The organism is Streptomyces sp. Act143, assembly GCF_003143935.1.
Taxonomy (GTDB): domain Bacteria; phylum Actinomycetota; class Actinomycetes; order Streptomycetales; family Streptomycetaceae; genus Streptomyces.
Map to the genome: position 1 here is coordinate 288,141 of NZ_QFRX01000001.1, position 13,313 is coordinate 301,453.

The following is a 13,313-nucleotide window of genomic DNA, read 5'->3' on the forward strand; positions in this document are numbered from 1 at the left end:
GCGCGCCGGGGAGACGTCCCGACCACCCACGTGAGTCGTTGGGCCACCTCTTGCACTACATACCCAAGGGGGTATGCATGAGCCCGTCGTTCGCATACCCCCCGGCGGTATGTGGGTTCCATGGAGGATCTCATGTCTGCTTGCTGTACCCCGAACGGAAGCTGCCACACCGCCACCGCCACCGCCACGGACACGGACACGGTCGTCCACACGGTCGAAAGCATCGACAGTGCGCAGAGCGAAGGCGTCGCCATCGAGACCGTCGACGAGGCGGGAGACGGCTCCCAGGGCCGCGCCCCCGCCTGATCCGCCCGGCCGAACCGGGCCCCCTATTTCCCTCTTCTTCACGAGAGGTCAGTCATGTCAAGCGTCAATCCGCGCCGTTGGTGGGCACCAGGTCTCCCACGAAGCATTCAACGACCCGCAGGTACCAAAAGAAACGGCGTCTAAGAGCCCGGGCACGGCGACGACGGCCTCCGCGGCCCCGCCGATCTGCGCCGTGCGCTCGCCGAGATACGGCGCGGCGACTACGCCCTCCGCCGCCAGAGTCATCCCTGGCAGCTCAGTACCGTGGCGGCTCCGGTCCGGGACGGCGACGAGGTCGTGGCGGCCCTGTCGGTCGTCGCCCCACCGACGGTTTTCCCGACGCAGGCTACGGGCCCGCCGTACGGGCGACGGCGCGGGCGATCTCCCGCCGGCTCTCGCAGGACGGTCATCGGGCGATTCTCTTCGCCGCGTCGGACACGTAGCCGTGACACCGCCGCCTGGTCGGGCCCCGCGAGGCAGACGCGGACGCTCCGCCACCGTCGCGGACGGTGGCCGGCGAATACGTCGGCTGCTCGTCAGATGTCCCACCAGTCGAAGGCGCGCGTGGGTGCGTGGACACCGCAGGCCCGGTCGAGGCGTACCAGTTGACCGCGCTGGAAGATCAAGGGCTTGCGGTGTCCTTCGGCGGCGGCCAGGCGCCGTACGCGCCCCACGACCGCCAGGTGGTCCGCGGCGGGAAAGCTGTCCTCCAGGCTGCACTCGATCCAGGCCGCCGCCCCGCCGAGGCGTGGCGCCGCGCCGTCCGTCAGCTCCCGGTCGCCGGTGGCGAACCGGTCCGGCGTCCGGCCGGCGAAGGCCGCGCCGTGCCGCACGATACGGTCGCTCATGATCGACGAAGGGGAGAGCGGATGACGATCCAGAGGCCGGGACTGCCGGAGGACCTTCCGGACCCCGCGGTGCTGTGGGCGCGCTGGGCGCTCGTGGCCGTCGTGGAGGCGACCACCGAGGCGGAGGAAAGCACGCGATACCGGACCGGCACCTGGATCGACGACCAGGGACTGCACCTCGACGACTGTGGCTGCACCTGGTGGACGTTCGCCGACCTCGGCAACGGCCGGTACGTGCTGTACGGCGAGGACGAGTCGAGCGACTGCAAGTGGCATGAGCCGCCGGTCGACCTGCTGGCGGGCGGCCCCGACTGGCTTCCCTACGAGGAGTTGCGCGACCGCCTCGCGGGAAACGAGCTGGGCTGCGTGTACTGGTACGAGAACGGCGTCTGGGCCCGCGCCCCTTACCCCGAGGGTCTCAAGGACGACGGACTGGACTGCGGGATGAGCCGGTTCGTGGAGCGCGACAAGGCCCACAGTCTGCTGGACGACTACGTCGGCTACGGCAGGCCCGCCCGTGAGCTCCTCATGGACCACGCCGAGCGCCGCCGACTGACACCGGAACTGCTCGCGGAACACGTCTCCTCCCTGGAGGGAGGCGCCCCGGACCTTCCGGCGATGACCAGGGCACTCCGGCGTGCGGGACTGGACGCTCAGGTCTAGCGGGTGCCCAGGATTCATCTCCAGCGCCATTGATCTTCAGCCGCCAGGGGTGGGTGCTGCGGTGGTGATGTGAAGGCTCCCTCCGTCTCGCCGGACCTCACAGCGGACCATCTCATCCGGCCGTCCGTGCGGCGGGTCACGACCGCGCCGCCGGGCGCCATCACCGAGGTCGCCCGGCGTTCACCGCTGCCTGCCACGCACCCGGACGTTGGCCCGTGGCGTTGTGGAAGAACACCGAGAAGTTGGATGCGTCACTGAAGCCGAGCACGTCGGCGCAGCGGGCGGCGGTGAGGCGGTCGTGCGCGAGCAGCCGTTTGGCTTCCAGGGTGATCCGCTCGACGATGTACGCCTTCGCGGTGCGGCCGGTGGCTTGCTGCACCGCTCGGGACAGGGTGCGGGGCGCATATCCCAGCGTATGAGCGTAGTAACCGGCGTCGTGGTGCTGGCGGAAGTGCGCTTCGACGCTGGAGCGGAACAGCCGGAAGACCGGATGGGTGAGCCGCGTCGCGGCGTGCGGTGGGTTCAGCCGGGCGAGGAGCGCGGAGAGCAGGATCTCGGGCAGCTCGCCCGCCGCGTCGCCGGGCGGGGCGGATGTTTCGAGCAGGAGATGACGGCGCGCCGTGTCGACGAAGGGCCAGTCAGCGCCCGGGACGCTCCAGTGTGCGGCCGGGTCGGGCAGGGCGACGAGCTCTCGGGTGGCATGGGTGACCGGTGCGGTCGGAACGAACAGCACAAGGTCTCCCGTCACGTCGCTGATGTCGTCCCACCGGTGCACCGCGCCGGGCGGAATCCACACCGCGGACCGGGCGCGCAGCGGGTGGCGACGGAAGTCGACCGTGACTGAGCCGGATCCGGCGTCGACGACGGCCAAGACGTGGAAGTCGGCACGCTGCGTGCCACCGTCGTTCAACTCACGCAGGCGGGCGAACGTCATCGTCTCGACGGAGCCGGCGCTGTGTCCCGCGGGCTGGTAGGTCATCTGACGGATCAGGCTCACGTGTCCATTTTCTACCATCGAGCGACCAGTCACGCCGATGCCCCCACCGGCTGCGGAAGTTTCAATGAAACGCAAGGGAAATCGCCCAGTGCACCGACAGGAAGTGCCTCCATGAACACCACGCAGCAGACGCTAGTGCCCACTTACGACCATCGGCCGGGGATCGGGCCGACGCTGGTATTCCTGCATTACTGGGGTGGTTCGGCCCGCACCTGGGACCTGGTCGTCGACCGTCTGGCGGACCGTGACGTGCTCACGGTCGACTTCCGCGGCTGGAGCCGATCCCACGCCGTGCCCGGTCCTTACACGCTCGATCAACTCGCTGACGACACACTCGCCGTGCTCGCCGACGCCGCGGTGGACGACTACGTCCTGGTAGGGCATTCGATGGGAGGCAAGGTCGCACAACTGGTCGCGGCCACCCGGCCCGACGGTCTGCGCGGCATCGTTCTCGTCGGCTCCGGCCCGGCGAAGCCCGCCCCGCAGATCACCCCCGAGTACCAGCAGGCCCTGGCGCACGCCTACGACTCCCCTGAGTCCGTGGCCCAGGCACGCGATCACGTCCTGACCGCGACCGAGTTGCCGTCTGCGCTCAAGGCGCAGATCGTGGCTGATTCGCGCGCGGTCGCCGACGCCGCCCGCACCGAGTGGCCGCTGCACGGCATCGTGCAGGACATCACCGAGCACACCGGCAGGGTCAACGTGCCCGCCCTGGTCATCGCCGGAGAACACGACCAGGTGGAGCCCGCCGAGGTGCTCCGCGACAACCTGGTTCCCTACCTCCCCCAGACCGACCTCGTGGTCATCCCCCACACCGGTCACTTGATCCCGCTCGAAGCCCCCGCCGCCCTCGCCGACGCCATCACCGCGTTCGCACCGGCAGGCTGACACCTGCGTACCCGGCGCCCGGCTCGTGTCCCCCTGGCCACCTACTCCGAGGCCAGGCAAACCAGGCCGGGCTGGGCGCCGAGCATGCTGCGCGGCGGCTGGGAGCGGCACCCACCGAGGCTCAGCAGGCGCGATCAACACCTGCGACGACCAGGCCGAGGAGGTGCTTCATCGCAGCCCTGGGCCGGGACAGGAACTCGCGGGCAGGTTCAACTCACGACCGCTGCAACCGCAGCACAAGAGTCCTGCCGGGTCACGGCCGAGCACGGCGCCCCTGGGAGACCGTGCTCCAGCATGCGCCCACACTCACCGAGCTGCCCTCCATCTCCAGCCCATGAGCTACGCCGCTTCACGCCCCGCTCCTTCTGGCTCCACCCGCGCGGCAGGTGATCCCGGGTGAAGGTGCGCACCCCGGCCGCCCAGCGCAACCGCGAGGGCGAGGGCGTCGCTCCACCCGCTGGGCTGCGGCCCGACGCCCCATCCTCAACAAAGGGCCGCTGATTCGCGAACGACCAGTCCTGTACGGAGAATCACGTGCCGCCAGTCCACGGCTGGCTCCTCGATCTCCTCCGGCAGCAGCAGCAGTCTGATCATGGCCCGCCCGATCTCCTCCAGCGGTTGACACACCGTCGCCAGCCGCGGCTCGGTGCGCTCGGCCCGGGGAAGGTCCTCGAATCCGATCACGGCGACGTCCTCCGGTACCCGCCGTCCTGCCGCGCGCCCTTCTGGGCCGCCCCGCGAGGAGCCGCGCCCCTTCAACCACTCAACGCGCCCGCGGAGCCACGGAATTCACCCCAGCCCCCAGGTGCAGCCCCCAGCCCCAGCCATCGAGCCGCAAGGCTCTCAGGTCAGTTGGGGCTCGGCGGAGTGGATGCCTTCCTTCTCCGGGTCGCGCAGGGGCCGGATGAACAGGGAGAGCAGCAGCGCCGTCACGGTGACCACGGAACCGAGCCGAAAAGTCCAGGTGTAGCCGGTGTGCGGTGTGCGTTCGACGTCGGCGTGCCGCGAGTGCCTCTTCAGTCCGGTCGTGCCCGCGCTCCTGAAGACCGAGGACACCGACGTGTGCCGACAGACGAGCTCGCTCGTGGCGCCGGCCCACTCCCCTGGGCCAGTTCGTCAGCCCTTCGATCCGGATCATCCTGGTGACCCGCTCGGAAACCGCGTTCTACGGTCTCATCGTCGGCGGCGCCATGATTGCCGCCACACTCACACGGCAGCTCTCTACCGCACCCTCACACGCAGGCGCGGCAGAGAAGGTCCCCGCACAGCGGGTGACATCGGTCGGACCACCCCTGGTGCCGGCGTGCCGGGCAACCTCCATCCGCTGACCGCAGCACAGAGGTCACACGCTGAGGGCGCCGCCGACGAAGGTTCGTTCCGGCGGTGACGCCACGAGTTCGACCATGGTGCCAGTGCGGAGGTCATCACCGACGACGCGCGTGATCGCGTCGGTGAGCGCGGTGCCGAGGTGCGCGGTGATCTGGGCGGCGTCGGGGCGGTCGAACACGTCAGCGCGGACACCCAAGATCACCGAGGCATTTGTGTCCACGGCCTTGCCGCCCTGCGCGAAACGGCCCGCGGGGACTCCGGCCAGGCGGATGCTGACGAGGTCGCGGGCCCACTCGCCATAGACATCGACGATCGCGTCGGTCAGTGCGGTGACGAGCATGGGTTCCTTACCGGTCAGCCTGCTCTCTGGAAGATGGACGGTCAGATGCGGCATAGTGAACCTCGTCCCCTTTGAATACAAAGACTTTGCATTCAAAGGTATCCGGGGGAGGTCACTCATGTCCACGCAATCGGACGGTCCAGCCGTCGATGAGGCCGTTCGCACCCTGCTGTTGCTCATGCCCCGGCTCGTCGGCCGCGCCAAGCGCCTGCCCATCCCTCCGGCGCTCCAGGGCCTGGACCTGGCACCGCGGCATCTCGCGCTGCTGGCCCACTTGGAGTACGACGGTTCCACCAGCGTCAACGACCTGGCCGCCCGGCTGGAGGTGGCCCCGACGACCGTCAGCCTCATGGTCAGCGAGCTGTCACGGCTGGGCGTCCTGCAGCGCACTGCCGATCCCGCCGACCGCCGCCGCCGCATCGTCGCAATCGCCCCCGCCTACGCCGCACCGATCGACGAATGGCTTTCCGGCAACGCCTCTGCCTGGGAATCCGTCATGCGCGGTCTCAACCCTGCGGAACGCGCCACGGTCATCACCGCCCTGCACGACTACGAAGCCGCCTTGGGGCAGGCGGGCGACCAGCATCGGAACACGCAGCCGCGTTAGCGGGCTTGGCGAGGTCGGCATGGCGCGGCCCGCTGCTACAGCCGCTCTCACTTCTCGGTTCTGGCACAGATCTTGGGGAGTTGTCGCGGAGCATTACTCCGTTGTTCGGTGGCGAGGAGACGGCTTTGCGTGAGACGGCGTACGCCTTGTCGTCCAGCGATCAGAAATGACGCTCCTTCAGGTCCCTACAGACCGCTTCTGCGGTCGGTTGTGCCGGTGATGGTGCTGGTCATGCAGGCCGCAGCACCGTTTCGGGACTCGAAGATCAGCCGGTGGTCGTTCGTCTATGCGGGCATCACCCCTGAAGCCGGAGCAAACCCACGGATCAGGTTGAACCCGTAGACCGTCTCCATGGACGCACCCCCTCCTGCCTCATCGACCACCGGAGGTTGAGAGTCTGCAACGCGTGCCCCGCAACCGTGAGTGTGTCACCGTCGGCCGACTGTCACTCCCCGGCCTTGCGGCGCCTGGTGGCCCGAGGCCCGCCACGAACCGGTCAAACAACTTGATCCAGTTCATCATGGCGTGCCTGACCGTATTCGATGACGTTCCTCGACCTGTCCAGCGACTACGCCGTGACACCTGCCGTCAGCGGCCATTGCCGCGATGGGCGTCATAGGAAGCGTCGGACGGGTGTGACGGCGGTTTCCTTGGCGCGTTGGAGCAGGGTCCGCCGTCTCCAGCGGGTGAGATCGATATCGACGCTGTGTTCCAGGTCCTCTTCGTAGTCGCGGTCGAGTGAGGCCGTGAAGGTCTCGTCCAGCACCGCGAGCATGACCTCTTCGTCGTGGTCCATGGACCGTCGGTTGAAGTTGGTGGAACCGATCAGAGCGGCCACCGAGTCCACCGTGATGATCTTGGCGTGCATCATGGTCGGCTGGTACTGCCGGATGTGCACGCCGGCCTGCAGAAGACGTGCGTAATGGTGTTGACCGGCCAGCTGGCAGGCCCGCTGATCCGTATGGGGCCCGGGGAGCAGGATTTCCACCTGTACGCCGCGCTGGGCGGTCTGGCACAGCAGATCGATGAAGTACGTGTCGGGTGCGAAGTAGGCGGTGGCGAGCCGGAAACGTTCCTCGGCGGAGGTGAGCATGACGCGGATGAGTGTCTGCATGTCCTGCCAGCCGATGCTGGCCGACCCGCGCACGACCTGAACGACGGCCGAACCGGCCTGCTGGTGTTCGGTGAAGCGGTCGCGGTCGTCGAAGAGTTCCTCATGGCATTCGGCCCAGTTCTGCGCGAACGCGGCCGCGATGCCGTCGACGGCCGGACCGCGCACCTGCACATGGGTGTCCCGCCATTCGCCCGGACCCCGGGCGTCGCCGCACCATTCCTCGGCGATGCCGACACCGCCGGTGAAGGCGGTGCATTCATCCACGATGAGGGCCTTGCGGTGGCAGCGGTGGTTCTGTTTGAAGGGCGACAGCCACACGGGCTTGCGGAACCACGCCACCTGCACGCCTGCTTCGTCCATCAGGTCGAGCAGTTGCCGTTCGATCTTCTGGGCCCCGAAGCCGTCCAGGAGCAGACGGACCCGCACTCCTGCCCGTGCGCGATCGGCCAGGGCCTGGGCGAAGTCCCGGGCGATCTGTCCACGCCAGTACACGAACGTCATCATGTCGATCGTGTGCCGAGCCGAACGGATCGCTTCGAGCATCGCGGGAAAGATCTCATCACCGTTGCGCAGCCGGACGAGCTCATTGCCCTCGGTGGCAGCCACACCGATGAGCCGCTCCAGACGGCGGCGCAGACGTTGCTTGCGTGCCTCGGGTGCGGCAGGTGCAGTACCGGAAGCCGGGGCGCCGGCGGGGGCTGTCGGTATGCCGTCAAGAATCACACGCTGTCTCCCGTCGGATCATGAAGCGGGCTCGCTGCAGGCAGACCAGCAAGCCCGAGGAGCCGCTTGCCCGGCCGTGACTGCGGTACTCCTCCGAACAGACACCTTCGTGCAGAAGCGGTGAATGCCGGTCAGCAGCCTGGCCGCCGTCCCTGGCCGCGGACTCGTCCACCGGCCGCTTGCACACCGCAGACCCATCACCATGGGTCTGGGCCGAGGTTCAGCGGGCATACGGCGGAGAGCCAGAGGATAGGCCTCGGGCCGGCCATCGCCGTGACACGTTGATCTGAGGAGCAAGCATGCCGACGGCCGTAAGGCGCACTCCGCCGATCACTGTGAGCGCACGGCTGGACGGCACCCCGGCTGTCCGGCGCACCGCCCGCATGGTGCTGATCGGCGACGTCGGCGCGGTGCCGCACGGCGTGCGGCTGCTGCCGGACGCACAACCTGATGGTGGACGGCTCGACCTGCCGATCGTCGATCCACACGGTCTCGGCGGCTGGATCAGCGCCTTGCGGACGCTGCTGCGCGGCACAGCCTCACCACAGTCGGCTGTGAGCGCCCCAGCGAGCAGAAAGGCGCACTCAACGCCGGCACACCCGTGGCGTTCTTCACCTTCCGGCACGCCGAGTTCACCTTCGACCGCGTCCAGCACCGCGAACTGGACGGCGACCCCGTGACGTCCAGCCACCGCCTGAGCGTGGAGACGAGTCCGGGCGCGCCCGTGATGCGGCTGCCTGCACGGGAGGAGTGAATGGGTACGGCGACAAAGGTCCCCGAGACACGCGACATGACCGGAGAGGAGCTGTCCGGCGACGAAGCCTGGCAAGCTCTGCGCCGGTACGGCGGCTGGCCCCTGCTGCGCGACGCCTTCCTCCGCTTCCGCTACGCCGACGGCTTCAGCCACGCGCGGGCCCTCGCCCTGCAGACGGTGCTGGCGGTCATCCCCTTCGCCATCGCCTTCGTCGGCCTGTCCACCAGCCTGCACACCGAGAGCGTCGGCAGGCTCGCGGAACTGACGATTCAGCGGATTGCCCAGGGCCCGAGCGCGGCAGTCGTCGACGACGCACTCGACCGCAGCCGGCGCGACTCCGATTCCGGTGCCGAGGTCGCTCTGTGGTTCGGCGCCGTCTTCTCCCTGGTCAACGTCACCACGGCCATGTGTCAGATCGAGCGGGGCGCCAACCGGATCTACGGCAACGAACGCGACCGCCCCTTCCACCTCAAGTACCTGCGCGGTCTGGTGATGGCGCTCAGCGCCGGGCTGCCGCTGGGTCTCGGGTTCGTCCTCATCGTGGCCGGCGACGACCTCGCCGCGGCGGCGGGCACCGTCTACCACCTCAGCGACAGCACCCTGCACGCCTTGAACATCCTGCGCTGGCCTTTCGGATTGTTGCTCGCCCTCATTTCCGCAAGCGCGATCTTCCGCCGTTCACCACGTCGCAACCAACCCGGCTACACCTGGCTCGCCTTCGGTGCAGCCGTGTATCTCGTGCTGTGGATGGCCCTGACCTGGGCGCTGAGCCTCTATTTGAACCTCAGTGGTTCCTTCGACACCGTCTACGGCCCCCTCAGCGCATTCATGTCCCTGCTGTTGTGGGCCTACCTCACGTCCGTCGCCCTGCTGCTCGGACTGTCCTTCGCAGCACAGCTGGAAGCGGCGCGCGGTCGGCGCCCCGGACCGGTCCAGGACGACCCTGGGGTCTGACATGGGCACGAACGCCGCCTTGCGGAGCCCGCCGGAACGTCGCCGGCAAGCGGACCGCGCGTGCGGTGCACGGCTGCCTGCGTCGGCCTCGCCGCCGTCAGTGCGGTCCGCTTCGGGCGGGTGCTCATCCCTGTCGAAGGCCCGTGGCGGCCGTACTCGCATCTGCTGCCGGGCGACCACCGCGGAGCGCGGACCGTGCCGAAATGCCGTGGCGCGCCACAGCTGCAAGGCCCCCGTGGTGAACTCCGGGCTTCGGGGCCGGGTTTCAGCTCGGCCCGTCAGCTCGAAAGGATGAATGTCCCGGTGAGGCGGCGTGTCACCGGTGTCGGATTCTGCACGCTTCGTCTCCGAACGCGGAGTGAGGAGAACACGTGGCGGATGCGGGACGGCGTCAGGAGACGCCTCTCTTACGTGATCGGGCGCGGTACCTCTTCGACAGGACGCTGGCCCGCAGCACCGGAGCGCTGCTCGGCTGGCTCGCCCTGGGCTGCCTGACCCTCGTCGTCCCGGTCAGCGCGCTGTTGGTGTGGACGGACCCGCAGGCGCCGCCGTCCGTGGCAGGCCGACTCACCGCTGTGTGGCGTACCAGTGCCGAGACACTGCGGCTCAGCGGGGTGACCGGCGCGCCCCTGAGGATGTTGCTCGCCGCGGTCCTCGGCCTCATCGCCCTGCTGTGTGTGTCGACGGTCGTGGGTGTGATCACCACGGGTCTGGGCGACCGGCTGGCGGAACTGCGCCGGGGCCGCTCCATCGTGCTGGAGCAGGGTCACACCGTGGTGCTCGGCTGGTCCGAGCAGGTCTTCACCGTGGTGGCCGAGTTGTTCGCGGCCCGGTCCGGGCGTGGCCGACACGTGGTCACCGTACTCGCGGAGCGCGACTCGGCCGACATGCATACCGAGCTCACCACGAGGCTCGGCATCGCGGACACCTCCCGGCTGGTGTGCCGTACCGGTGCCCCGACCGACCCCGAGGCACTCGCGCTAGTGCACCCGGGCGCGGCCCGGTCGGTCCTGATCCTTCCCTGTGACGACGCCGACGCAGGAGTGATCCGCACACTCCTGGCATTGCGCGCCCTGCTCGGTTCCCGGCCCGGACCGCGCCTGGTGGCGGCGGTGCGCGACAGCCGTCATGTGCATGCCGCACGGCTGGCGGCCGGGCCGCGGAGCACCGTCCTGGAGGCCGATCGGACCGCGGCTCGGCTGCTCGTCCAGTCGGCGCGCCGGCCGGGCCTGCCGGCCGCCCTGCGCGACCTCCTCGACTTCTCCGGAGCCGAGTTCCACACTCTCGAGGTCCCGGGTCCGGCGGACCGGCCGTACGAGGAACTGGCCCTGTCCTTCGAGGACGCGTGCGTGGTCGGAATCCTGCGGGCCGACGGCACACCTGACCTCACCCCGCCGCCGGACACCGTGCTCGGTCCCGGCGACCGGCTGGTGACGGTCGCCCATGACGACCACCCAGGTCCAGCCACCGACTGCCGCGGCCACATCGACGCGACCGCCCTGGCACCCGCCGTCGAACGGGCTGACGGTCCGGGGCGCACCCTGGTGCTGGGCTGGAACCGCAGGGCGCCGTTCGTCGTGGAACTCCTGCGCCGGACCTCCCGGCCGGGCTCCGTCCTGGACGTCGTCACCGATCCGGAGACGGATGCGTCTGAGGCAGCCGCCCACCTGTCGCGCTCCGACGACTCCGGCTGCCTCCGCGTCAGCCACCGCACCGGTGACCCCACCTGCTTCGAGACCCTGCGTGCCCTGGGCCCCTCCCGCTACGACAACGTCATCGTCCTGCGCGACGAGAACCCACCCGCGCCCGCACGGCCCGACGACAAGACCCTCCTGACCCTGCTGATGCTCAAGGCTCACGAAGAGGAGACAGGCCGGCGCTTGCACGTGGTGGCCGAGCTGCACGACCACCGCGCCCGGCTGCTGGCCCCCCTGGGCGCCACGTCGGACGTCGTCGTCCGTGGTGAACTGACCGCGCTGCTCATGGCCCAGATCTCCCACACCCCCGCTCTCGCCGCCGTGTTCGAGGAGATCTTCACCGCTCGCGGCGGAGCGCTGGCCCTGCGCCCCGCCGCCGACTACGTCCGCCCCGGCCTCGAAGCGTCGTTCGCCACTGTCACGGCGGCGGCACTCGCCCGCGGACAGGCCGCGATCGGTTACCGCAGCAACGATCCTTGCGCCGACTCCGTGCCGCCCAGAATTCGTCTCTGTCCCGGACAGTCCGAACGACGGGTGTGGACAGCCCAGGACGAGCTTCTGGTACTGACTCCCGGACCCGGCACGACCACCACCGACGAAGCCGACCCGCTCCCCCTCCCCCTCACCAGGCACCCCCACCAGAACGACGTCCCCGCGGCGGAGCTGGAACACGGATGACCGGGCGGGTGAGCCGCCAGTCCGTTGCGTACGACGCTGGGCGCGGGCCACGACCGCAGCGCGTTCCTCGAAGGCGTACGACCCTCTGGCGGGTAGTGGGGCGCCGATGCCGATTCGACGCCCGCGTCACCCGGGAATGGCCGTGCGCGTGCGCCCTCGTACCCCCGGTGTGAGACTGCTGGATGACGTGCGCCGGACGGCACACGGCGCGAGGGAGGCGAGCCGGGGTGACCATGCCCGATGCCGGTGACGAACACCTGCAGCAGTTCCTGGCCGACTCGGCCAACCGGACCGTCGACCTCACCACCGCCATGGCCCGCTGCACCAAGGCCCTCGGGCTGCATCACGCGGTGGCCTACCTCGCCGACATCCAGCAGCGTCACCTGGTCCCACTCACCGACGTGACCGCGACCCTGCCCATCGACGACTCCCTGGCCGGCTGGACATACCGCACCCAGTCCCTGCGGGTCGAGCCCACGGAGTCCGGCGCGATGACAGCCTGGTTCCCCCTGCTGGACGGCGCCGAACGCCTGGGCGTCCTGGCCGTCCACGGCCCCTCCCTCACCGCCTCCTGCCTGAACCGCGGCAAGGCCCTGGCCACGCTCGTGGCGATGATGGTCACCTCCCGGCGCACCTTCAAGGACTCCTACGTCCAGCGCACCCGCACCGAACGCATGCAACTGCCCTCCGAGATGCTGCGCGCCTTCCTGCCGCCCCGGACGATCGGCAACGCGCGCGTGGTCTCCACGGCCGTACTCGAACCCGCTTACGAGATCGGCGGCGACGCCTTCGACCACGCCCTGACCGAGACGACCCTCCACACCAGCGTCCTCGACGCCATGGGGCACAACCTCGCCTCCGGTCTCACCAGCGCCCTTGCCCTGGCGGCCTGCCGCAACGCGCGCCGGGTCGGAGCCGAACTGCCGGAACTGGCGCAGACCGTGGACGAGGCCCTGGCCCAATGGCTGCCCGACCAGTTCTGCACCGGCATTCTCGCCCAACTGGATCTCGCCTCGGGCGTTCTGAGGTGGTGCAACTGCGGGCACCCCGCACCCCTGCTCATCCGCGACCAACAGCTGCTGGAGGACGCCCTGGAACGAGAGGCGGACCCTCCGCTGGGACTGCCGTTCCTGCTCAGCGATCGCGACCGCAGGATCCACGAGGTGACCCTCCAGCCGGGCGATCGTGTTCTGCTCTACACCGATGGTGTCACCGAAGCCCGCACCCGGGACGGGGAGCTGTTCGGGCTCCAGCGGTTCGCCGACTACGTCATCCGTGCGACCGCCGCGGGAGAGTTGGCCCCGGAGACGCTGCGGCGGCTGATCCACTCGATCCTGGACGTGGAGACCAGTCGGCTGCGGGACGACGCGACCATCATGATGTTCGAGTGGAAACCGCGGACGCAGTGACCTTTG

General features: G+C 69.4%; 14 protein-coding genes and 2 pseudogenes. 10 read left to right on the forward strand and 6 right to left on the reverse strand.

The features are described 5' to 3' along the window. The first annotated feature begins 132 nt into the window (after positions 1 to 132). The gene (locus tag DI272_RS44350) at positions 133 to 306 is read left to right on the forward strand and encodes a hypothetical protein (protein WP_181387045.1); all 174 of its coding nucleotides are present in this window, start codon (positions 133 to 135) and stop codon (positions 304 to 306) included. Between the two features lie 207 nt (positions 307 to 513). After that, entirely contained in the window at positions 514 to 915 is a 402-nt protein-coding gene (locus DI272_RS44355; protein ID WP_258314855.1) for a hypothetical protein, read from the forward strand. Here DI272_RS44355 and DI272_RS01290 read toward each other — a convergent pair. Further along, positions 843 to 1,154 (reverse strand): flavin reductase family protein, encoded by a 312-nt coding sequence (locus tag DI272_RS01290; RefSeq protein ID WP_109493286.1) that lies wholly within the window; start codon positions 1,152 to 1,154, stop codon positions 843 to 845. The two genes, DI272_RS44355 and DI272_RS01290, sit on opposite strands and share 73 nt — an antisense overlap. A gap of 21 nt (positions 1,155 to 1,175) precedes the next feature. Between DI272_RS01290 and DI272_RS01295 the strand changes: the two genes are divergently transcribed. Continuing rightward, on the forward strand, positions 1,176 to 1,817 hold the full coding sequence (locus DI272_RS01295; RefSeq protein WP_109493287.1) for a hypothetical protein: 642 nt from the start codon (positions 1,176 to 1,178) through the stop codon (positions 1,815 to 1,817). Between the two features lie 160 nt (positions 1,818 to 1,977). Here DI272_RS01295 and DI272_RS01300 read toward each other — a convergent pair whose 3' ends face one another. After that, complete coding sequence (locus tag DI272_RS01300) at positions 1,978 to 2,814, reverse strand: AraC family transcriptional regulator (protein ID WP_258314856.1); 837 nt, start codon at positions 2,812 to 2,814, stop codon at positions 1,978 to 1,980. Between the two features lie 111 nt (positions 2,815 to 2,925). Here DI272_RS01300 and DI272_RS01305 point away from each other — a divergent pair, with 111 nt between their 5' ends. After that, positions 2,926 to 3,702: an alpha/beta fold hydrolase gene (locus DI272_RS01305; RefSeq protein WP_109493289.1), complete on the forward strand. Its 777-nt coding sequence runs from the start codon at positions 2,926 to 2,928 to the stop codon at positions 3,700 to 3,702. A 483-nt stretch (positions 3,703 to 4,185) separates the two neighbouring features. Here the strand turns inward: DI272_RS01305 and DI272_RS01310 are convergent. The 3 genes and pseudogenes from DI272_RS01310 to DI272_RS01320 all read right to left on the reverse strand — a co-directional run. Further along, positions 4,186 to 4,422 (reverse strand): annotated as a pseudogene (locus tag DI272_RS01310) (substrate-binding domain-containing protein); the annotation flags it as partial. 123 nt (positions 4,423 to 4,545) lie between these two features. Continuing rightward, entirely contained in the window at positions 4,546 to 4,758 is a 213-nt protein-coding gene (locus DI272_RS01315) for a hypothetical protein (RefSeq protein WP_109493290.1), read from the reverse strand. A gap of 286 nt (positions 4,759 to 5,044) precedes the next feature. Further along, positions 5,045 to 5,371, reverse strand: coding sequence for a hypothetical protein (locus DI272_RS01320; protein ID WP_258314412.1), 327 nt, complete (start codon positions 5,369 to 5,371; stop codon positions 5,045 to 5,047). Positions 5,372 to 5,489: 118 nt separating this feature from the next. On the opposite strand from DI272_RS01320, the gene DI272_RS01325 reads away from it, so the two are divergent. Beyond that, positions 5,490 to 5,978: a MarR family winged helix-turn-helix transcriptional regulator gene (locus DI272_RS01325; RefSeq protein ID WP_109493292.1), complete on the forward strand. Its 489-nt coding sequence runs from the start codon at positions 5,490 to 5,492 to the stop codon at positions 5,976 to 5,978. Between the two features lie 613 nt (positions 5,979 to 6,591). On the opposite strand, the gene DI272_RS01330 is transcribed toward DI272_RS01325, so the two are convergent. Further along, complete coding sequence (locus tag DI272_RS01330) at positions 6,592 to 7,815, reverse strand: phospholipase D-like domain-containing protein (protein ID WP_181387046.1); 1,224 nt, start codon at positions 7,813 to 7,815, stop codon at positions 6,592 to 6,594. Positions 7,816 to 8,114: 299 nt separating this feature from the next. Here DI272_RS01330 and DI272_RS46130 point away from each other — a divergent pair. From DI272_RS46130 to DI272_RS01345, 5 genes and pseudogenes are all read left to right on the forward strand, one after another. Then, positions 8,115 to 8,363 (forward strand): annotated as a pseudogene (locus DI272_RS46130) (diacylglycerol kinase); the annotation flags it as partial. A 53-nt stretch (positions 8,364 to 8,416) separates the two neighbouring features. Then, positions 8,417 to 8,569: a hypothetical protein gene (locus tag DI272_RS45035; protein ID WP_181387047.1), complete on the forward strand. Its 153-nt coding sequence runs from the start codon at positions 8,417 to 8,419 to the stop codon at positions 8,567 to 8,569. Next, positions 8,570 to 9,523 (forward strand): YihY/virulence factor BrkB family protein, encoded by a 954-nt coding sequence (locus DI272_RS01335; protein ID WP_109493293.1) that lies wholly within the window; start codon positions 8,570 to 8,572, stop codon positions 9,521 to 9,523. 371 nt (positions 9,524 to 9,894) lie between these two features. Beyond that, complete coding sequence (locus DI272_RS01340) at positions 9,895 to 11,898, forward strand: NAD-binding lipoprotein (protein ID WP_258314413.1); 2,004 nt, start codon at positions 9,895 to 9,897, stop codon at positions 11,896 to 11,898. 233 nt (positions 11,899 to 12,131) lie between these two features. Next, positions 12,132 to 13,307: a PP2C family protein-serine/threonine phosphatase gene (locus tag DI272_RS01345; protein ID WP_109500622.1), complete on the forward strand. Its 1,176-nt coding sequence runs from the start codon at positions 12,132 to 12,134 to the stop codon at positions 13,305 to 13,307. Positions 13,308 to 13,313 lie beyond the last annotated feature (6 nt).

Coding starts and splice junctions, on each gene's coding strand:
- DI272_RS44350 (WP_181387045.1), top strand. CDS start 133: ATGTCTGCTTGCTGTACCCCGAACGGAAGCTGCCACACCGCCACCGCC.
- DI272_RS01290 (WP_109493286.1), bottom strand. CDS start 1,154: ATGAGCGACCGTATCGTGCGGCACGGCGCGGCCTTCGCCGGCCGGACG.
- DI272_RS01295 (WP_109493287.1), top strand. CDS start 1,176: ATGACGATCCAGAGGCCGGGACTGCCGGAGGACCTTCCGGACCCCGCG.
- DI272_RS01305 (WP_109493289.1), top strand. CDS start 2,926: ATGAACACCACGCAGCAGACGCTAGTGCCCACTTACGACCATCGGCCG.
- DI272_RS01320 (WP_258314412.1), bottom strand. CDS start 5,371: ATGCTCGTCACCGCACTGACCGACGCGATCGTCGATGTCTATGGCGAG.
- DI272_RS01325 (WP_109493292.1), top strand. CDS start 5,490: ATGTCCACGCAATCGGACGGTCCAGCCGTCGATGAGGCCGTTCGCACC.
- DI272_RS01335 (WP_109493293.1), top strand. CDS start 8,570: ATGGGTACGGCGACAAAGGTCCCCGAGACACGCGACATGACCGGAGAG.
- DI272_RS01345 (WP_109500622.1), top strand. CDS start 12,132: ATGCCCGATGCCGGTGACGAACACCTGCAGCAGTTCCTGGCCGACTCG.